We start from the raw sequence: 19863 nt of genomic DNA on the forward strand, positions 1-19863 counted from the left end.
CGGCCCCGTCAGCGGGGGTCACGGCGCAGCGGATGATCGGACGGGACCTCGACCAGCACGATGCGGTGCCCGTCGGGGTCCTCGATCCACAGCTCGATGAGGCCCCACGGCTCCTGCCGCGCCTCACGCGCCACCGTGACCCCCGCCTCGCGGAGCCGTTTCTCCTCCTGCGCCACGTCGCGTACCTGCAGCCACAGCGACAGCGCTGAGCAGGCCCCGTCGTCGGAGTGCCCGGAGATCTCCAGGAACCCCTGGCCGAGGAAGAAGACCACGCCCGGGTGGTCGGCGGGGCCGAACTCGCGATAGACGGCCAGGCCGAGCGTCTCGCGGTAGAAGCCGAGGCTCCGCGCGAGATCCTTCGGACGCAGCAGCACTCGATTGCTCAGCACCTCCATTCCCGACCTGTTCCCCGTCGGACCGGTGGAAACGCGGCGTCACGATGTGAGCGACGTCACCCGCCAGGCCGGTCGTCGGCACGGCGCCGCGCGGCTGCGTCGCCGGTCCTGCCATGAGACGGCCGGTTCTTTCACGCGGTGCTCCGATGCCATGGCGTCTTTGGGCGGGGACCTCGTTGAGGGCGACCTCTTTGGGGGGACCTCTTTGGGCGGGGACCTCTTTGGGCGGGAGTGCCCGGTGGATGTGGCACCATCGAATCGGCACCGCGGCGCGCGGCCACCGGCCGCCGGCGGCGCGGGGCGGGTCGCTCGCGCTGCTCCGGGCAGACGGGGCCAGCACGGTGGAGGCCGGAAAGCGAAGGACATGAATCGGGCACCAGGCATGGTGGACGTGGCACGCGAGGCGGGCGTGTCGCACGTCACCGTCTCCCGCGTCCTCAACGACCACCCCTCCGTCCGCCCGGAGACCCGGGCTCGCGTCGAGGCCGCCATCGAGAAGCTCGGCTATCGCCGCAACAGCGTCGCCCGCGCGCTCAAGAGCCGCCGTTCCTCGACGATCGGGGTGGTGCTCGCCGGAGCCGAGCTGTACGAGCTGCCGCGCATCCTGCGGGGCGTGCAGACGGCGGCGCAGCGGGCCGGCTACTGGGTCAATCTGGCCAGCTGGCAGGGCGGCACCACCAGAGACCTGGCCGAGACCCTGCAGCGGCTCACCGACCAGGCGGTCGAGGCCGTCGCGGTCATCGCCGACCGGCCCATGGTGATGGACGCCCTGGCCGACATCGTGACCGGCGTGCCGATTTCCGTGGTCATGTCCGGCAACGTGCCCAATCCGGACGTCGGCTTCGTCGAGCTCGATCAGGAGCTGGGCGCGCGGCTCGCCGTACGGCACCTGGTGGAGCTGGGGCACCGCCACATCGTCCACCTGACCGGCGCGCTGCGCACCTTCGACGCCCGAGCCCGCGTCGAGGGCTGGCGGGCCGCGCTGGAGGAGTCGCCGGAGGCCGGCGGCGAGTTCTTCGAGGGCGACTTCACCGGCAACAGCGGCTACCGGCTGGCCCACTACCTCGTCACCCGCCACACCGGCGAGCTTCCGACGGCGATCTTCGCCGGCAACGACCAGATGGCCATGGGGGTGCTGGCGGCCTTCGCCGAGCTCGGCGTGAAGGTGCCCGGCGACGTCTCGCTCGTCGGGTTCGACGACATCGCGGGAGCGGCCTATCAGGTGCCCGCGCTGACCACGGTCCGCCAGGACTTCGTCGCTCTCGGCGCGCGCTCCATCGAGCAGGTGCTGCGCATGATGCAGGGCGAGCCGGCCTCGTGCGAGCGGATCGCTCCCGAGCTCGTGATCCGGCGCAGCACGGCGCCGCCCAGGCCGCCCCGCTAGCCGCCGCTAGCCGGCCGTTTCGGCGGGGTCGGGCTGGTACTCGAACCAGTGGACCCGCGCCCGTCCGTCGCCCGCGTGGCCGTTGCCGGTGGCGTACAGGCCCAGATAGACCCCGACGAAACCGCCCGCGCGCTCGGTGCTGAAGAAGGACCGTTCGATCGTGGCCAGGCTGATCCACTGCGCCGCCGTGAGGTCCCTGACGCGGAAGGTGTAGCCGGCTTCGTCTCCGTCGACCGCCAGCAGCACCTCGCCGGTCGAGACCGGGACCGAGGCCCGGCGGGTGCTCGTGCCCGCCTCCCGGACCGTCAGCACGGCCTGCGCCTGGCCTTCGCCGTCCACGGTGAGGGCGAGCGTGGCGTGGTGGTCCTGGTGCTGGAAGACGGCCAGGCCGGCCTCCTCTGACGGGCGCGCCGCGGCGAAGCCGATCCGGGTCCGCGCGCCGAAGCGGACGTGCTGCTGGCGCCGGCCGAGGAAGGCCGGCACGCCGGTGGAGCTGAGGGCCTCGGGGGCGAGGTCGAGGTCGAGCCCGGACCCGTCGGCCGTGGGCCTGACGCGGTCGCCGACGGGACCGCGCAGGCTGTTCCACTCCAGGCCGCCGAAATGCGCCCGCCCGGCCGGTACGGCGGCGTCGCCGTCCGAGGGTCCGAAGTGCGCCCGCCCGGCCGGTACGGCGGTGTCGCCCTCCGAGGGTCCAAAGAGCGCCCGCCCGGCCGGCACGGCGGTGTCGCCGTCCGATGGTCCGGACTCGTCGTGCGCTTGCCCGGGCTCGGCGTCCGGTCGTGCGGAGGCGATCGACGGGAGCCGCTCCGACAGCCGCACGGCCCCCGACTCGGGGGCGAAGACGGGCCCGTGGGCGGTCCAGGTCACGGGCACCAGAAAGACCTCCCTGCCCAGCGTGTGGGTGCCCGCGATCGGCCGTACGCCGAGCGTCACCGCCCACCACTCGCCGACGGGGGTGTCCACCAGGTCGGCGTGGCCGACGTTGTGGATGGGCTCGCCCGGGCCGCGGTGCCGGTGGGTCAGCAGGGGACTGCGCGGGTCGGTGACGTAGGGCCCGGTGACGGTGTCGGAGCGCGCCGCGGTGACGCTGTGGTTGCTCTCGGTGCCGCCCTCCGCGGCGATCAGGTGGTAGACCCCGTTGCGCTTGTACAGGTGCGGCGCCTCCACCCAAGCCCCGCGCACCGCGCCCTGCCACAGCACGTGAGTGGGGCCGACGAGCTTGAGCCGGTCCAGGTCCAGCTCGCGCATCCACAACTCGCCGGGACCGCCCTGGACCGCGTCCCGGCAGGCGGTGAGCCAGCACCGGCCGTCGTCGTCGAAGAACAGCGACGGGTCGATGCCCTCGGCCTCCAGCGGCACGGGGTCCGACCACGGCCCGGCGGGGTCGGACGCGGTCACGACGAAGGTGAGGCTGCCCTGCCGGTTCACGGCCAGCGTGGAGACCACGTAGAAGGTGCCGTCGTGGTGGCGGATGGTCGGTGCCCAGATGCCGTCGGAGACGTCCAGGCCCTCCAGCGGGAGCAGCCCGGGCCGGTCCAGCACATGCGTGAGCTGACGCCAGCGCACCAGGTCACGGCTGTGGAAAAGGGGGAGGCCGGGGAAGTAGGCGAAGGACGAGGTGACAAGGTAGAAGTCCTCGCCGACCCGGCAGATCGACGCGTCCGGATAGCACCCGGGCAGGACCGGGTTGCGGAAAGCAGGCACGGGGGGCTCCGAGAGATCTCACAAAGAGGGGGCTTGACAGGATGACAACGTTAACATCAGGTTAGATCCCAACGCACGACCTGGCATTCCCGTCCAGGCGCACCACCCCTTGCCCAGGAGACCGTCATGACCCCACCGACCCCGCCCCGACCCCGCCGACACCGCAGGAAGCTGGGCGCCGCGTCGCTGGCCCTCGCTCTGGCGGCGTCGCTGGCCGCCTGCTCGTCCGCCGACACCCCCTCCCCGAGCACGGCGGCGAGCGCGAGCGGGCCGGTCACGCTGCAGGTCTGGACCTGGAACTTGAAGGGCGGCGACCCGGAGGCCGAGGCGATCATCGCCAAGTACCACCAGGAGAACCCCAACGTCACGATCAAGCTGTCGGAGGTCGGCGGAACCTCCGACACCGCCTCCAAGCTGCTGGCCGCCGACAAGGCCGGCGACACCCCCGACGTCGTGCAGCTGGAGTACCGCGCCGTGCCGGCCATGGTGGTCTCCGGAGCCGTGAAGGACATCACCGCCGACGTGGCATCCGCCAAGTCGGGCATCGACCCCAACATCTGGGCCCTGACCACCTTCAACAACCAGGTCTACGGCGTGCCCCAGGACATCGGGCCGATGGCGCTCACCTACCGCAAGGACCTGTTCGACAAGTACGGCGTCAAGGTCCCCACCACCTGGGCCGAGTACGCCAAGGCCGCCGAGCAGATCCACAAGAAGGACCCCGACGCCTACATCGCCAGCTTCGCCGCCAACCAGCTCGAGTTCTTCGCCGCCCAGGCCACCCAGGCCGGTGCCCAGTGGTGGAGCACCGACGGCAACGCCTGGAAGGTCGGCATCGACAGCGAGCCGTCCCTGAAGACCGCCGACTTCTGGGAGGACCTCGTGAAGCGGGACCTGGTGAAGGTCGAGCCGCTGCTCACGCCGGAGTGGAACGCCCAGGTCAACAAGGGCAAGATCCTGAGCTGGGCCGCCGGTGCCTGGGCGCCCAGCGTCATCTACTCGGTGGCGCCCGACACCGCCGGCAAGTGGGAGTCCGCGCCGCTGCCGCAGTGGACGCCCGGCAACCCCGCCGTCCCGTTCCTGGGCGGATCCGCCTACCTGGTGCCGGCCAAGTCGAAGCACGCCAAGGAGGCCGCGGCCTTCGCCGCCTGGCTGGGCGCCTCCGACGAGGGCTCCAAGCTGCAGCTCACGCTCGACATCTACCCCGGTGGGAACGCCGGGCGCCAGGCGACGCTGACCCACGAGCCGCCTAAGCTGATGCCGCAGCAGAAGGACTTCTACCAGGTCACCGACCAGGTGATCAAGAACACCACCATCCCGGTGACCTGGGGACCCAACGTGAACATCGCCCAGAGCGCCTTCGGCGACGCGCTCAACAAGGCCGCGCTCGACAAGACCTCCTTCCGCGCGGTGTACCAGGCCACGCAGCAGGCCGTCGTCGCCGACCTGCAGAAGTCCGGCTACACCGTCACCAAGTAAGACGCCGAGGGCCCGGCCGGGCCCTCGGTTCGACCCCTCTCTGGACGTCTCATGCCCGCCAGCTCCGCCGGGCGACGCCTGCGTATCCGCGCCGTCGCCACCCCGTGGATGTTCGCCACGCCCGCGATCGTCCTGTTCACCCTGTTCCTGATCGTCCCGATCGGCTACGCCGTCTACCTGAGCTTCCGCGGCTTCCGCATCGAAGGCGGCGGCGCGTTCGGGCGGCGGGTGGAAGCCTTCATCGGATTCGACAACTACGCCGCCGCGCTCTCCGACCCCGAATACGTCGCCGGGCTCGGGCGAGTCCTGCTCTACGGCGTCATCGCCATCCCCAGCGTGCTGGGCCTGGCCCTGCTGTTCGCGCTGCTGCTCGACACCCCCAGGGTGCGGGCGCGCGGCTTCACGCGCACCGCGATCTTCCTGCCGTACGCGGTGCCCGGCGTGATCGCCAGCCTCCTGTGGGGCTTCCTGTACCTGCCCAGCACCAGCCCGATCACCTACATCGCCAGGCAGCTGAACGCCGGGCCGCTGGACTTCTTCGGCTTCCCCGCCCTGTACTTCTCGCTGGCCAACATCGCGCTGTGGTCCGGCGTCGGCTTCAACATGATCATCATCTTCACGTCGCTGCGCGCCATCCCCACCTCCGTCTACGAGGCGGCCCGCATCGACGGGGCGAGCGAGTGGCAGATCGCCTGGCGCATCAAGATCCCGCTGGTCGCCCCCGCGCTCGTGCTCACCGGCCTGTTCTCCGTGATCGGCACTCTGCAGCTCTACAGCGAACCGGCCACGCTGCGGCCGATGACGACCACGATCAGCTTCACCTGGGTGCCGCTGATGAAGATCTACCAGGAGGCGTTCACGAACGACAACCTCGGCGGGGCCGCGGCCGCCTCCGTGGTGCTGGCCGTGGGCATCCTGGTCATCTCGCTGCTGCTGCTGCGGTTCTTCCAGCGCCGGACCTTCGGAGACAACGTATGACCGCCGTACCCCGCACCGGAGACCGCCAGTTCCACCACCAACGCCGCCGCCGCCCGGCGGCGGCGCGGCGGCCACGCCTCCCGCTGATCGTGCTGCTGCTCGGCGCGCTGTACTGCCTGACCCCGGTGGCCTGGGTGGTCATCGCCGCCTCCAAGACGTCGCGCGAGCTGTTCACCACCTTCTCCTTCGCCCCCGGCACCGGCCTCCTCGAGAACCTCGCCAACCTCAGCGCCTACGGCGGCGGCCAGTTCTGGAAGTGGGGGCTCAACTCGCTGCTCTACGCCGGCGTCGGCGCGATCCTGTCGACGCTGGTGTCGGCCATGGCCGGCTACGCCCTGGCCAAGTTCCGCTTCCGGGGGCGCGAGGCCCTGTTCTCCGTGATCCTGGCCGGCGTGCTCGTGCCCGGCATCGTGCTGGCCGTCCCCCAGTATCTGCTGATGGCCGCCGTCGGCCTGGCCGGGACCCACTGGTCGGTGCTGCTGCCGGTCATCATCAACCCGTTCGGCATCTTCCTGTGCCGGGTCTTCGCCGCCGCCTCGGTGCCGGAGAGCACGCTGGAGGCGGCGCGCCTGGACGGCGCCGGGGAGACCCGGATCTTCGGCACCATCGTGCTGCCCATGATGGTGCAGGGGCTGGTCACGGTGTTCCTGCTGCAGTTCGTCGGCATCTGGAACAACTTCCTGCTGCCCTTCATCATGCTCTCCGATCAGGACAAATATCCGATCACCCTGGGCCTGTACACGTTCCTGGGCAAAGGCGCGGGCGATGGGGACCTGTACTCGCTGGTCATCATGGGCTCGGCCGTCTCCGTCATCCCGCTGATCGCCCTCGTCCTGGTGCTGCAGCGGTTCTGGCGCGCCGACCTGCTGGCCGGCGGATTGAAGGGATGACCCACCGATGAAGTTCACCGACGGGCTCTGGCAGCTGCGCCCCGGCGTCACCGCGCTGTACGCGGCCGAGGCGTACGACATCGCCACCGAGGAGGGCGCGTTCACCGTGACCGCGCCCACCACCGTCATCCACCGCCGCGGCGACACCCTCAACCGGCCGGTCCTCTCGCTGAGGCTGTCGTCGCCGCTGGCGAACGTGATCCGCGTCCGCATCGAGCACCACGCGAGCGACGGCCGCGGCTTCGACCTCGTCGGCGCCGAGGACGGCCACGGCATCGTCAAGACGGACGGCGCGACGACGCTCACCAGCGGCGAGCTGAGCGCGACCATGGCACCCGGAGCCCCCTGGAACCTGTCGTTCCACGCCGGCGGCCGCCCGCTGACCTCCAGCGGGCACAAGTCCATCGGCCACTTCCGGCTCGCCGACGAAGCGCAGGTCGATCCGCCGCCGGTCGGCGGCGCCCGCGCCTCCGTCCACCTCGCCCAGCAGCTCGCGCTGGACGTGGGCGAGGTGGTCTACGGGCTGGGGGAGCGCTTCGGGCCGCTGGTCAAGAACGGCCAGACGGTGGAGATCTGGAACGCCGACGGCGGGACCTCCTCGGAGCAGGCCTACAAGAACGTGCCGTTCTACCTCACCAACCGCGGATACGGCGTCTTCGTGAACCACCCGGGGCACGTCTCGTACGAGATCGGGTCGGAGACGGTGCAACGCGTGCAGTTCTCGGTCGCGGGGGAGAGCCTCGAATACTTCGTGATCTACGGGCCCACCCCGAAGCAGATCCTGGAACGCTACACCGCCCTCACCGGCCGCCCCGCGCGCCTGCCCGCCTGGTCCTACGGCCTGTGGCTGTCGACCTCGTTCACCACCGACTACGACGAGCGGACGGTGACCTCGTTCATCGACGGCATGGCCGAGCGCGACCTGCCGCTGTCGGTCTTCCACTTCGACTGCTTCTGGATGCGCGAGTTCAACTGGTGCGACTTCCAGTGGGACCCGCGGGTCTTCCCCGACCCCGAGGGCATGCTGGCCCGGCTGCACGCCAAGGACCTGCGCGTCTGCGTGTGGATCAACCCCTACATCGCCCAGCGCTCACCGCTGTTCGCCGAGGCCGCCGCGCAGGGCTTCCTGCTGAAGCGCCCGGACGGGTCGGTCTGGCAATGGGACCTGTGGCAGGCCGGCATGGGGCTCGTCGACTTCACCAACCCGGAGGCGACGCGCTGGTTCCAGTCGAAGCTGCGCGCGCTGCAGGACCAGGGGGTCGACGCGTTCAAGACCGACTTCGGGGAGCGCATCCCGCTCGACGTCGCCTACTTCGACGGCTCCTCGCCCGAACGCATGCACAACCTCTACACCCACCTCTACAACACGGCGGTGTTCGAGGTGCTCGAAGAGCGGCGCGGCCGGGGCGAGGCGGTGCTGTTCGCACGGTCGGCGACCGCGGGCGGCCAGCGGCTGCCGGTCCACTGGGGCGGCGACTCGGGATCGACGTACGGGTCCATGGCGGAGACCCTGCGCGGCGGCCTGTCGCTCGCGTTCTCCGGCTTCTCCTTCTGGAGCCACGACATCGGCGGCTTCGAGGGCACCCCCGACCCCGGCGTCTTCAAGCGCTGGGTCGCCTTCGGGCTCATGTCCTCCCACTCGCGGCTGCACGGCTCCACCTCCTACCGCGTTCCGTGGGCCTTCGACGAGGAGGCCGTGGCGGTGACCCGGCTGTTCACGAAGCTCAAGCTGCGCCTGATGCCGTACCTGCACCAGGCGGGCCTCGAGGCGCACGAGAGCGGGACGCCCCTGATGCGGCCCATGGCGATGGAGTTCCCCGGCGACCGCAACGCCGCCCACCTCGACACCCAGTACATGCTCGGCCCGGACCTGCTCGTCGCGCCCGTCTTCACCCCCGACGGGACGGTGGAGCTCTACCTGCCCGACGGCACGTGGACGAACCACCTGACGGGGGAGCGCGTCGAGGGCGGGCGCTGGCGCACCGAGCGGCACGGCTTCACCTCGATGCCGATCTACGTGCGCGAAGGCGCCGTCCTGCCCATCGGGGCCAGGGACGACCGGCCGGACTACGACTACCTCGACGGCCTGACCCTGCGCGTCCACCCGGGACCGGACGGCGAGACCACCCTCACCGTCACCGATCACGCCTCCGGCGAGCCCGCCCGGTTCACCGTCACCCGCTCCGGCGGCGAGGTCCGGGTCTCCTCCACCCTCGCCTCCGGCTGGACGTACGAACTCGCCTGACGGCGCGGTCAGCGGACGGGCAGGAGCAACCGCCGACGGGTGCCGCGGGTCGCGGAAGACCTGCTGGTCGGCGGTGCGGAGGGTGGTGGCGCCGGCGCGGGGCTCGCCGGTGCCCGGGGTTGCGGTTGTAGCGGCGGAAGCCGCCGGTGATGGTGTGGATCCACGGCGGCGCCTACGAGCACGGGTTCTCCGGCAGCCCCGGCTACGACGCCCGGCACCTCGCCCGCGACGGCGACGTGGTCTTCGTGTCGCTGAACTACCGCCTCGGCGAGTCGGCCGGCGCCGGGTCCATCGCCGCGCTGATGGTCATGCCGAGCGCGGCGGGCCTGTTCCGGCGGGCCGTCTGGCAGAGCCTGCCGGGCACGTACTTCTCCGACGCCCTGGCCCGGGACGTCGCGGCGGCCATCGCCGCCGAGGCGGGCCTGCGTCCGACGGCCGCGGACCTGTCGGGCGTGGACCCGCGGGAGCTGCCGGCGATCGTGCCGGCCGCGCCCTGGCAGGCGCTGGCGGCCGGCACGTCCGCCGAGGAGCTCTACGAGCTCGTGCAGACCGACTGGCTGTTCCGCATGCCGACGCTGCGCCTGGCCGAGGCGCAGGCGGCCGGGGCGGCAGGGCCTACCTGTACGAGCCGGCCTGGCAGTCCCCGGGCAACGGCGGGGTCATGCGCGCCTGCCACGGCCTGGACGGCCCGCTGCTGTTCGGCACCTACGACGCCCACCTGGGCCCGGCGGCCATCGGCCCCGAGCACACCGTCGAGGCGCGCGAGCTGACGGCCCAGATCCGCACGGCCTGGACGTCCTTCGCGACCTCGGGCGAGCCGGGCTGGCCCGCCTACGACTCCGGGCAGCGCCTGACCCGGATCTTCGACACGCCGCCGTCGGTCGCGGCGTACCCCGAGGAGGCCTCGCGCCGCCTCTGGCAGGACCACGTCTTCGACGCGCTTCCCCTGCTGGGTCGAATCGATTCGACGCAACCATGAGCGCCGGAACGTCTCCCGCTCAGTCGCGCGGCCGGGCGGGCCCGGTGGTGGCGCGCAGCGAGATGGGCGGGGCCAGCAGCAGGTGGCGCTGCGGGGTGCCGGGGTCGGCGACGCGCTGGATGAGCAGCTCCACGGCGCGGGCGCCCAGCTCGTCGGCCGGGACGTCGGCGGCGGTGAGCGGCGGGTGCAGGCTCTCGGCCCAGCGCTGGGCCGCGACCCCGGCGATGGAGAAGTCGCCGGGCACGCTCAGGCCCGCTTCGGCCAGCCCCCGGTACATGCCGGACACCGCCGCCTCGTTGATGGTGGCGACGGCGGTCAGCCCCGGGTGCTCGGCGAGGAGCTGCTGCAGGCACGCCTGCCCGGCCTGGGCGTCGTCGGCGCAGCAGACCCGCACGCCGCGCAGGCCGCGCTCGGCGATGGCGCGGTCGAAGCCGGCCTGCGCCCGGTGGCCGGGGCCGTAGCCGGCCGCGACCAGTTCGGCGCTGCGGTTGATCAGCGCTAGCCGCCGGTGGCCGAGATCGGCCAGGTGGTGGACGCACCTGGCGATCAGCGTCTCGTAGTCGATGTCCACCCAGGACATGCCCTCCGGGTGCCGGGTGCGGCCGATGCCGACGAACGGCAGGCCGAGCCCCTGCAGCCGGGCGACCCGGTCGTCCTCCAGCCGGATCTCCATGAGGATGACGCCGTCCACGCGCCGGCCGGTGACGACGCGCTCGAAGGAGCGCTCGTGCTCGCCGCCGGAAGGCGACAGCAGGACGTCCAGGTCGGCGCGGGCGGCGGCGTCGACCACGCTGGCCACGAAGCCGAGCTGCATGTCGGTCAGGCGCTGGCTGGCCGGCGGGATGACCAGGCCGATCGTCCGGGTGCGGCCCTCCTTCAGCGCCCTGGCCGAGGCGTTGGGCCGGTAGCCCAGCTCGTCGATGACCGTCAGGATGCGGCGCTTGGTCTCCTCCGACACCGGGCGCTTGCCGGTGAGCGCGTACGAGACGGTGCTGCGCGACACGCCCGCCCGCTTGGCGATCTCTCCGATGTTCACCCGTGCTCCTCGCCCGATGCCGCCGGTCGGCGACCATCGTAGGTCGAACCGGTTCATGTGGCGCTCATCGGCCCCAGAGCCGCCAGGTCTGGTTGAGCGGGCCGGCCTGGCCGGCAGGGTTGCAGGTCCACTGGTGGACAGGGGCCTTGGGCGCGGTCGAGATGGTGCTGACGTCGACGCACTTGCCGCTGTGGCGGGCGACGAGCTGGTGGTCGTGGGGATCGTTGCCCGCGTAGGTGACCCTGCGCAGGGTGAACTGCTGGTTCTGCGCGCCGCCGGCGCACGTCCACTGGAGCACCGCCGCGCCGTCGGCCGTGGAGGACCCGCTCACGTCGAGGCACTTGCCGCTCTGCTGGTTGACCAGCGTGTAGGTGTTCGCCACGCCGGCGACCGGCCGGAAGTTCCACAGCTGCTGGTCGCCGCCCTCGCAGTAGAACTGCTGCTGCACGTTGCCGTCGGCCGTGCCGAGGTCGGTGTTGTCCAGGCACTGCTGGGAGTGCTGCGCGACGGCGACGGACTGGAAGCCGCCGTCCGACGGCGGCAGCAGGGTGATGGTGAACGTGTCGTCGGCGTTGGTGTGCGGCAGGTTCACCGTGGCGGCGTTGCCGGACAGCGTCAGGACCGTGTCCTGAACGGTGATCGGCCCCTGGACCGCGCCTCCGCCGTTGAACGGGATGCGCTGCACGACCGCGCGGACCTGGTTGTTCTGCACGATGCCGCTGGTGGCGTCGAGCCGCCGCAGGCCGACGGCGACGTTGCCGGTCGTCCCGCCGCCGCCCACGAGGACCTTGGCCGCGCCGGTCGTCCTGGTGGCGAAGGCGTCGTACGCCGGGCTCGGGGTCGTCGAGACGATCTGGCCGGTCTGGGAGCCGTAGAAGCGGTAGACCCACCATTCGCCCTTGGGCAGGTGCTGGCCCGCGCTGTTGCGGACGAGCAGGTTCGCCAGGTCGTTGTGCAGGTTGCCGGCGCTCGCCCAGTTCGCGCGCAGCCCGTCGGCGCCCGCCCGCTCCAGCCGGGCGATGTACCACGCGCCGTCTCCCGGGTTCTGCTCGTTGGAGGCGGCGTACTCGTTGATCTGGTACGGCCGCGGATGCGGGATGCCGCGCGCGTCGAGCGTGGCGTTGGCGGCCGCCACGTTGGCCACCGGGTCGCCGGGGAGGGAGTGCCAGCTGACGATGTCGGGGACGACGTTGTTCGCGCGGACGAAGTCGAGGTAGGCGTTCCAGAAGGCGTGCGTGGTGGAGGGCACGCAGGCGCAGCTGGGGCCGACGATCAGGTGGCCGGGGAAGGCGGCGCGGATGCGCTGGTAGCTGCGGCGCCACAGCTCGAAGTACTGGGCCTGCGGGCGGTTCCAGAACAGGGACAGGTTGGGCTCGTTCCAGATGTCCCACTGCACGGTGATCCCGGCGGCCCGAACGTCGTTGATCAGGCGGGTGAGGAAGGCGTCGTAGTCGGACCAGTCGCCGTTGTCGCCGGGGAAGCGCGAGATCGGATAGCCGTCGGCGCCCCACAGGTCGTGCGGGAGGATGATGAACTGGCCGCCGAGCGCGATCGTCCGGCGGGCCTGGGCCAGCGTCGCGTTCCACCTGCGGTCGTAGGCGCCCGACACCCAGCCGCCGGGCGAGCCGAGCTGCGCGCCGCCGGCCCGCATGTACCGGAACTTCACGTCGCGGAAGAAGTGGTCCGCCGGTCCTGACGCGTTCTCCGTCATGCCGTAGATCCAGCCGGACGCGCGGTAGGCCGGGGCGCCGCCGGCCACGGAGAAGTCGACGCTGATGGATTCGTCCGCGGCCTGCGCCGGCGCCGGGACGGCCTGGAGGGTGGCGGCGATGAGCATCGCGGCCAGTGCGCGACGTGCGGTGATCGTCATCTTGGGTGGCTCCTTCGAGAGTTGGGGGGAAGGGAAGGACCACGAGGGGGAATCGGTTCGGCGTACAGATGTGCAGGCACGGCAAAGGTGCACCGGGAGCGTTAGCGAATCGATTCGATCGGATCGTAGATCTCGCCCGGAGACGTGTCAACGGCGCCGGGCGAGGCGGTTCAGGCCGGGGTGCGGTTCACCAGGACGCGGCCGAGGACGACCGTGACGGTCCCGGCCAGGACGACGGAGAGCAGGCCGACGCGCAGGCTGGTGAGGTCGGCGACGAACCCGACGAGGGGAGGCGACAGCAGGAACCCCCCGCGCAGCAGCCAGCTGACGATGGTCAGGCCGGCGCCGGCGGGCAGCCCGGGCAGTTCGTCGGCGGTGTGCATGGCGGCCGGGACGAGCGTGGCGACGCCGAGCCCGGCGAGGGCGAAGCCGGCCAGCGCGGCCGGAACCGACGGCATGGCGAGGGCGGCGCCCATGCCGATCGCGGCCAGCGCCCCTCCGGCCCGCACGACGGTGCGCTGCCCGAAGCGGTCCACGACGCGGTCGCCGCTGAGGCGGCCGACGGTCATGGCGACCTGGAGGGCCACGACGGCCAGACCGGCGGTGGCGGCGTCGGTGCGCAGGTCGCCGCTCAGGTAGAGCGCGCCCCAGGACGCGCCGGCGTCCTCGACCAGGGTGCCGCACGCGGCCAGCACGCCGAGCGCGGCGAGCATCCGTACGGCGGCGCCGGTGAACGAGCGCCGCCCCGCACGGCGGGAGGGGTCGCCGTCCTGGGCCTCGGCAGGGCGTTCGGCATCTTCCGGGCCGGGGAGCAGGAACCGGTAGGCGACGAGGGCGGTCACGCTGAACAGCGTCGCCGAGATGCCCAGGTGGACCGCGAGGGGGATGTCGAGGCCGGCGGCGGCCGAGCCCATCAGGCCGCCCAGGACCGCGCCGACGCTCCACACGCCGTGCAGCGAATTGACGATGGACCGGCCGTAAAGACGCTGCACCCGCAGGCCGTGGGCGTTCTGCGCGACGTCGACGATCGCGTCGAGGGCCCCCACGACGAACAGCACGCCGCCGAAGGCCACCCAGTTCGGCACAAAGGGGATGAACAGCGTGGCGACAGTGGTCACCACGATCCCCATCGACGCCACGCGCGCGGAGCGGAAGCGGCGGATGGCGGCGCCGGCGAGCAGCCCGGCCAGCAGCGCGCCGACCGGGTGCGCGGCCAGCGCGGTGCCGAAGACGGCGTTGCTCAGGCCGAGCTCGGCCTTGATCTGCGGGTAGCGCGGGACGATGTTGAAGAACACGGCGCCGTTGGTGAGGAACAGCGCGGCGACGGCGGCGCGGGCCAGGCGGGCCTGGCGAGTGGGCGTGGTGAGGGGGGCAGCGGGCATCGGCTTTCCGATCGCGTAGGCGCGGAGGAGGGGATCAGCGCAGGTACCGGTGGATGGCGTGGCGGATCTGCCCGGGCGTCATCGGGTCGGTCGACAGGGCGCTGTGCAGCACGAGCCCTTCGATGAGCGCGTCGAGCTCCCGGGCGGTGGTGGCGTCGAAGTGGCGTTCCAGCGCCCGGCGGCTGCGCGCCATCCAGGCCTGGGTGACGGTCCGCAGGGCCGGGTTGCGGGCCGCGGCCACGTACAGCTCGACGGTGAGGACGAGGTCGTGCCGCGAGCCGAGCAGGTCGTCCGACACCAGCGTGATGACGGCCTCGACCGCCGCGTCACGGTCCGGGGCGGCGCTCAGGCGCTCGTCGAAGACGCGGGCCACCGAGTCGGCGTGCCGGGTGAACGCCTCGGCGAGCACCTCGTCCAGTGACGTGAAGTGGTAGGTCATCGAGCCCAGCGGCACGTCGGCGGCGCGGGCGATCTCCCGGTGCGTCGTCCCGGCGACGCCGCGCTCGGCGATGACGGTGAGTGCCGCGTCGATCAGCCGGTCCCGCCGCCCGGGGTCGTGCCGGCGAGGCCGCCGCGGGGCGGCGGGGCCGCTCACGGCGTGCCTGGCTCGATCGTGCGGATCACGCGGGCGGGATTGCCCACCGCCACGACGTTCGCCGGGAGATCCCGGGTGACCACCGCGCCGGCGCCGACCACGGTGTTCTCCCCGATCGTGACCCCGCCCAGGACGATCGCCCCGCTGCCCAGCCACACGTTGTCGCCGATGGTGATCGGCTCGGCGGCCTCCCACTTCGCGCGGCGGAGCTCCGGGTCGAGCGGGTGCGTCGGCGTCATGAGCTGCACGTAGGAGCCGATCTGCACGTCGTCGCCGATGACGATCGGCGCGACGTCCAGGGCGACGAGCCCGAAGTTGGCGAACGTTCGCGCGCCGATCCTGAGGTGGCTGCCGTAGTCGACCCGCAGCGGCGGCCGGATCTCCGTGCCCTCGCCGATCGCGCCCAGCAGCTCGGTGAGCAGCCGGCGCCGCTCCCGCGGATCGCGGGCCGGCGTCGCGTTGAACGCCTCCATCAGGTCCGCCGCGCGCAGCATGTGCTCGGCCAGCTCCGGATCGTCGGCGATGTAGAGGTCGCCGGCGAGCATCCGTTCGCGCATCGGGCGGTCAGCAAAGTCGGACATCATACGTACAAGCGTACACATCGGATGTACGTGCGTACATATCAGCCCATATCGCGACGCCCCTCGCCGCCGGCCTCAGTCGGTGGGCTCGGCGTCAGGGCGAACGTCCTCGCCCTCCTCGACTGCCTCGTGCCGCTCCTGCTCGACCTTCTCCTCGGGATCGAGCGGCGGCTCGACGGGTTCCGCCGGTATCGGCCGTCGCGTCTCCCGGACTTCGACTCCGGCCCGTGCGGCGATGGTGTCGCTCTCTCCGTTGACGCGGCCGGCTGCGGCCGGCAGGTCCGCGGGCATCTCGTCCTGTCCGTTCATGACCCGCCTCTGCCCGAACCTTGACGTCCAAACCACCGAGCACCGGACGGCGGCGGGAGCCCATTCCCGGAAGGGCTGCCGCCGCCGTCGGTCGATCTATTTCTTGAAGGCGTCCTTCGCCTTCTCCTTCGCCTGTCGCAGATTGGCCTTGGCCTTCTCTGCCCTGCCCTTGGCCTGCAGAGACTCGTTGTCGGTGAGATCGCCGGCGCGCTCCTTGGCCATGCCCTTGATCTCCTCGGCCTTGCCCTTGGCCTTTTCCTTCCGGGACATATTCATCTCCTCCTGTGCGTACGGATGTAAACGCTTTTCCGCTATTCAGGAACGGGTTCTTCCACTGCCCGGATGGCGGGCGAATACACGCTTCGCCCGCCCGCGCCGTCGTACGAAGCGGCCTGCGCGGCGAAATCGGACCTCCATCTCGGACCGGAATCGGTCCTGTCCCCCCGTCCGATCCGCCAGCAGCATGGTCAACGCACCCGATGCCCCTGAGAGAGGAAGAGATCGTGGGACGGACCATCGCGGACATGTCGCCCTTGAGCCCGGCGAGGCAGCGACTGATCTCCTGGAACGGCGCCACCACGTCGGCGGGCGGTGAGCGCTGATGCCGACGGCGATCCTGCTCGCCCTGGCCGCCGCCGCCCTGTACGGCGCCTCGGACTTTCTCGGCGGGCTGCTGTCGCGCCGCAGCCACTACGCGCTGGTCGGGCTCGTCGGCCAGTCCGCCGCCGCGATCGGCGGCCTGGCCGCCGCGCTCGCCGTCAGCGCCCGCCCCGATGCGGGTGCGGTCGGATGGGGGATCGGCGCCGGGCTCGGCGGGGCGGTCGGCACGCTGGCTCTCTACCGCGGGCTGTCCAGGGGGCGGATGAACGTGGCCGGGCCGCTGTCGGCCGTCGGCGCGGCCGGTCTGCCCATCCCGGTCGACCTGCTGTCCGGCGGCGAGTTCACCTCGCTCGCGGTGGTCGGCGTCGGCCTGGCCATCCCCGGGATCTGGCTGGTCGCCGCGCAGCCGGGCCGGGGCGGCGGCGGTGGGGTGGTCGAGGGGTTGCTGGCCGGGCTCGGGTTCGCCGCCCTGTTCGTCTGCCTCGACCGGGCCGGGGACACCGCGGGCCTGTGGCCGGTGGCCGCGAGCCAGCTGTCCGCCGTCGCCGTCCTGGCCGCCTTCGTGCTGGCCGGCCGCCGGGGTGCGACCTTCGCGTTGGCCGGCCGTCGGGGTGCGACCTTCGCGTTGGCCGGCCGTCGGGGTGCGACCTTCGTGCAGGCCGGTCGCCGGGATGCGGGCCGAACCGGCGAAGTCGAGCAGCCGGCCGGAGCGGCGCGGGTGCCGTGGGCGGCGGTGTGGCCGGGCGTCCTGGGCGTCTGCTCGACCGTGCTGTATGCGCTGTCCACCCGCGGGGCGACGCTCACCGTCTCGGCCGTGATCACCTCGCTCTACCCCGCCTTCACCGTCGCCCTGGCCGCCCTGGTGCTGCGGGAGCGGACCAGCCTGGCGCACGCGGCGGGGCTGCTGCTGTGCGCGGCCTCCGTCGGCGCTTTCGCCGCCGGCTGAGCCCTGCTCAGGCTGTGACAGGTGAGCATGGCGAACGCGACGCCTCGCTACGCTGCGACGGGTGAGCATGGTGAACTCGACCCTGGCGCACGATCTGCTGGTGGAGCTCGACCGGACCGGCGCCACGCCGCTGCACCGGCAGATCGAGACGGTGTTGCGCGACGGCATCCGCACGGGCCGCCTGCGCCACGGCGCGTCGCTCCCCTCCTCGCGCCGGCTCGCCACCGAGATCGGCGTCTCGCGCGGCGTCGTGGTCGAGGCCTACAACCAGCTCCTCGCCGAGGGATACCTCACCAGCACGCCTGGCTCCTACACGCGGGTGGCCGCCGTACCCGGCCAGGCCGCCGCCGCGACCCCGCCGCCGCAGGGCGCCGGCCCGTACATCGACTTCGGGTACGGCCGCATCGACCCGGCCAGCTTCCCCCGCGCCGCCTGGCTGCGCTCGCTCAGGCGGGTGCTGACCGACGCGCCGCACAGCCGGCTCAACTACCTCGACGGGTACGGCCTGCCCGAGCTGCGCACTGCCGTGGCCGACTACCTCAACCGCGTCCGCGGCACTTCCGCCGACCCGTCCCAGGTGCTCATCACCAGCGGATACGGGCAGGCGGCCGCGCTGGTCATCAGTGTGCTCGCCGGCCGCGGCGCGCGCCGGATCGCCGTGGAGGACCCGTCGACCGACGACATCCGGCTGCTCGCGGGCCTGCACGGGCTCGACGTCGTCCCCCTGCCGGTGACCGGCGAGGGCATCGAGCCGGCCGCTCTGGAGCGGGCGGACGCCGATCTGGTCGTCCTCACCCCGTCGCACCAGTGGCCGCTCGGCGGCGTGCTGCCGGCCAGGACGCGTACGGAGGTGGTCCGGTGGGCGCGGGCCCGCGGCGCGCTCGTCCTGGAGGACGACTACGACGCCGAATACCGCTATGACCGCGCCCCCATCGGAGCCATGCAGGGCCTCGCCGCCGACGTGGTGCTCTACGCCGGCTCCCTCAGCAAGATCCTCGCCCCCGGGCTCCGCCTGGGCTGGCTCGTGGTGCCGGCGCACCTGGCCGCCGCGGTCGCCGAGGCCAAGCTGCTCGCCGATCGCGGCTCACCGGCCATCGAACAGCTCGCCCTGGCCGACTTCCTCGTACGCGGCGAGCTCGACCGGCACCTGCGCCGGATGCGCCCCGTCTACCGGCGCCGCCGCGACGTCCTGCTCGCCCGGCTCGCCGAGTCTCTTCCCGGCTTCCGGCCCACCGGGGTGGCGGCCGGGCTGCACCTCGTGGTCTGGCTCCCGGACGGCATGGGGGAGGACGACGTGGTGGCCGCCGCCGCCGATCACGGCGTACGCGTCGCCGGCGTCGGGCCGTACCGGCTGGCCGGGCCGGGACGCCAGGGACTGATCCTCGGCTACGGCGACCTGACCGAAGGCCGGATCGCCGAAGGGGTGGAGGCGCTGGCGGCCGCGGTGCGCGGCCTCGGCGGGACCTATGCGGAGGCTGATGATCGTGGAGCTGCGTGACATCGAGATCTTCCTGACGCTCGCCGAGGAGTTGCATTTCAGCCGCACCGCCGAGCGCCTGCACATCACCCAGGCCCGGGTCAGCCAGGCGATCAAGAAGCAGGAGCGCAGCATCGGCGCCGCGTTGTTCGAGCGCTCCAGCCGGCAGGTCCGCCTGACGCCGCTCGGCGAGCAGCTGCACCGGGACCTGAGCGCCGGATACCGGTAGATCCTGCGGGGGATCGACGACGCGAGGGAGGCGGCCCGCGGCGTCCGCGGCACGCTGACCTTGGGCACCGTCGGGCCGCACTCCCTGGCCTTCGGTGACATCATCGGCCTGTTCGAGGCCCGGAACCCCGGCGTCCGGCTGCAGCACCGCGAGATCCAGCCCCCCTCCCCGCTGGATCTCATCCGCTCCGGCGAGGTCGACGTGGCGGTGTTGTGGCTGCCGATGGGTGAACCCGGCCTCACCGCGGGCCCCGTCGTGAGCACGTCGCCGGTGCTGCTGATGGTCTCCGCCACCCACCCCTACGCCGGACGGGACTCGATCTGCCTGGAAGACCTCGGCGACTGCGCCGTGGTGCAGGGCCAGAGGATCCCGCAGGACATGGAGGAGACCTTCAACCCCTACCGCACCCCCGCGGGCCGGCCCGTGCGCCGCGGCCCCAAGGTCTCCACCTGGCAGGAAGCCCTCACCGCCGTCGCCTCCGGCCGGGCCGTCGCCGGGGTCACGGTCGACGTCGCCGACTTCTATCCCTGGCCCAGCCTGGCCTTCGTGCCCATCCGCGACGCCCCGCCCTGCCAGTGGGCCCTGGTGTGGCGTACGGCGGCGGACAACCCGTTGATCCACGCCTTCGCCCGGGCGGCCACCGACATCGCCGCGGCGACGGGCGACCCATCGGTCTCTTGACGAGCCCGATGGGGTGGTCGACACTCCCGGAATATGGGCCCGGAAAGAAGCACGACGCCTTCGATCGTAAATGTTAGCGCTACCAATCCGCGCCCACCTGCCC

Annotated in this window: 20 protein-coding genes; 11 read left to right on the top strand and 9 right to left on the bottom strand. The window is 72.2% G+C overall.

From position 1 onward, the window contains the following. Positions 1-8: 8 nt before the first annotated feature. Positions 9-395 (bottom strand): VOC family protein, encoded by a 387-nt coding sequence (locus H4W80_RS51160; protein ID WP_192791692.1) that lies wholly within the window; start codon positions 393-395, stop codon positions 9-11. A 364-nt stretch (positions 396-759) separates the two neighbouring features. Here H4W80_RS51160 and H4W80_RS51165 point away from each other — a divergent pair, with 364 nt between their 5' ends. Beyond that, positions 760-1779 carry a LacI family DNA-binding transcriptional regulator gene (locus H4W80_RS51165; protein ID WP_192791693.1) on the top strand — a complete coding sequence of 340 codons (1020 nt, stop codon included), beginning with the start codon at positions 760-762 and terminating at the stop codon, positions 1777-1779. Between the two features lie 6 nt (positions 1780-1785). Here the strand turns inward: H4W80_RS51165 and H4W80_RS64115 are convergent, their stop codons facing one another. Then, positions 1786-3483 (bottom strand): glycoside hydrolase family 43 protein, encoded by a 1698-nt coding sequence (locus H4W80_RS64115; RefSeq protein WP_192791694.1) that lies wholly within the window; start codon positions 3481-3483, stop codon positions 1786-1788. Between the two features lie 126 nt (positions 3484-3609). Between H4W80_RS64115 and H4W80_RS51175 the strand changes: the two genes are divergently transcribed. The 6 genes from H4W80_RS51175 to H4W80_RS62000 all read left to right on the top strand — a co-directional run bounded on the left by H4W80_RS51175 (position 3610) and on the right by H4W80_RS62000 (position 10054). Next, positions 3610-4962: an ABC transporter substrate-binding protein gene (locus H4W80_RS51175; protein WP_192791695.1), complete on the top strand. Its 1353-nt coding sequence runs from the start codon at positions 3610-3612 to the stop codon at positions 4960-4962. Between the two features lie 51 nt (positions 4963-5013). Next, positions 5014-5940 (top strand): carbohydrate ABC transporter permease, encoded by a 927-nt coding sequence (locus H4W80_RS51180; RefSeq protein WP_192791696.1) that lies wholly within the window; start codon positions 5014-5016, stop codon positions 5938-5940. Beyond that, complete coding sequence (locus H4W80_RS51185) at positions 5937-6830, top strand: carbohydrate ABC transporter permease (protein ID WP_192791697.1); 894 nt, start codon at positions 5937-5939, stop codon at positions 6828-6830. The genes H4W80_RS51180 and H4W80_RS51185 overlap by 4 nt, the downstream gene beginning before the upstream one ends. 7 nt (positions 6831-6837) lie before the next feature. Then, positions 6838-9075 (top strand): alpha-xylosidase, encoded by a 2238-nt coding sequence (gene yicI, locus H4W80_RS51190; RefSeq protein WP_192791698.1) that lies wholly within the window; start codon positions 6838-6840, stop codon positions 9073-9075. 149 nt (positions 9076-9224) lie between these two features. Continuing rightward, positions 9225-9845, top strand: coding sequence for a carboxylesterase family protein (locus H4W80_RS51195; RefSeq protein ID WP_225966174.1), 621 nt, complete (start codon positions 9225-9227; stop codon positions 9843-9845). Beyond that, positions 9737-10054, top strand: coding sequence for a hypothetical protein (locus tag H4W80_RS62000; RefSeq protein ID WP_225964134.1), 318 nt, complete (start codon positions 9737-9739; stop codon positions 10052-10054). The genes H4W80_RS51195 and H4W80_RS62000 overlap by 109 nt, the downstream gene beginning before the upstream one ends. A 19-nt stretch (positions 10055-10073) precedes the next feature. Here the strand turns inward: H4W80_RS62000 and H4W80_RS51200 are convergent, their stop codons facing one another. The 7 genes from H4W80_RS51200 to H4W80_RS51230 all read right to left on the bottom strand — a co-directional run bounded on the left by H4W80_RS51200 (position 10074) and on the right by H4W80_RS51230 (position 16097). Beyond that, positions 10074-11090, bottom strand: coding sequence for a LacI family DNA-binding transcriptional regulator (locus H4W80_RS51200; protein WP_192791699.1), 1017 nt, complete (start codon positions 11088-11090; stop codon positions 10074-10076). A gap of 64 nt (positions 11091-11154) precedes the next feature. After that, the gene (locus H4W80_RS51205) at positions 11155-12960 is read right to left on the bottom strand and encodes an RICIN domain-containing protein (protein ID WP_192791700.1); all 1806 of its coding nucleotides are present in this window, start codon (positions 12958-12960) and stop codon (positions 11155-11157) included. A gap of 170 nt (positions 12961-13130) precedes the next feature. Further along, entirely contained in the window at positions 13131-14342 is a 1212-nt protein-coding gene (locus tag H4W80_RS51210; RefSeq protein WP_192791701.1) for an MFS transporter, read from the bottom strand. A 34-nt stretch (positions 14343-14376) separates the two neighbouring features. Next, on the bottom strand, positions 14377-14937 hold the full coding sequence (locus H4W80_RS51215; protein ID WP_192791702.1) for a TetR/AcrR family transcriptional regulator: 561 nt from the start codon (positions 14935-14937) through the stop codon (positions 14377-14379). Further along, on the bottom strand, positions 14934-15521 hold the full coding sequence (locus H4W80_RS51220) for a sugar O-acetyltransferase (RefSeq protein WP_225964136.1): 588 nt from the start codon (positions 15519-15521) through the stop codon (positions 14934-14936). The genes H4W80_RS51215 and H4W80_RS51220 overlap by 4 nt, the downstream gene beginning before the upstream one ends. Positions 15522-15593: 72 nt before the next feature. Beyond that, on the bottom strand, positions 15594-15827 hold the full coding sequence (locus H4W80_RS51225; RefSeq protein WP_192791703.1) for a hypothetical protein: 234 nt from the start codon (positions 15825-15827) through the stop codon (positions 15594-15596). Positions 15828-15923: 96 nt separating this feature from the next. Continuing rightward, positions 15924-16097 (bottom strand): CsbD family protein, encoded by a 174-nt coding sequence (locus H4W80_RS51230; RefSeq protein ID WP_192791704.1) that lies wholly within the window; start codon positions 16095-16097, stop codon positions 15924-15926. Between the two features lie 331 nt (positions 16098-16428). Between H4W80_RS51230 and H4W80_RS51235 the strand changes: the two genes are divergently transcribed. From H4W80_RS51235 to H4W80_RS51245, 4 genes are all read left to right on the top strand, one after another. Further along, a complete protein-coding gene (locus H4W80_RS51235; RefSeq protein ID WP_192791705.1) occupies positions 16429-17373 on the top strand; it encodes an EamA family transporter in 945 nt (314 codons plus the stop codon). Positions 17374-17440: 67 nt separating this feature from the next. Beyond that, positions 17441-18871: a MocR-like pyridoxine biosynthesis transcription factor PdxR gene (gene pdxR / locus H4W80_RS51240; RefSeq protein ID WP_192794244.1), complete on the top strand. Its 1431-nt coding sequence runs from the start codon at positions 17441-17443 to the stop codon at positions 18869-18871. Further along, positions 18852-19079, top strand: coding sequence for a helix-turn-helix domain-containing protein (locus tag H4W80_RS62005; protein ID WP_225964137.1), 228 nt, complete (start codon positions 18852-18854; stop codon positions 19077-19079). Before pdxR ends, H4W80_RS62005 begins: the two co-directional genes overlap by 20 nt. 12 nt (positions 19080-19091) lie before the next feature. Then, positions 19092-19760 (top strand): LysR family substrate-binding domain-containing protein, encoded by a 669-nt coding sequence (locus H4W80_RS51245; RefSeq protein WP_318787650.1) that lies wholly within the window; start codon positions 19092-19094, stop codon positions 19758-19760. Positions 19761-19863 lie beyond the last annotated feature (103 nt).

Origin of the sequence: Nonomuraea angiospora (assembly GCF_014873145.1) — a bacterium.
Classification (GTDB): Bacteria; Actinomycetota; Actinomycetes; order Streptosporangiales; family Streptosporangiaceae; genus Nonomuraea; species Nonomuraea angiospora.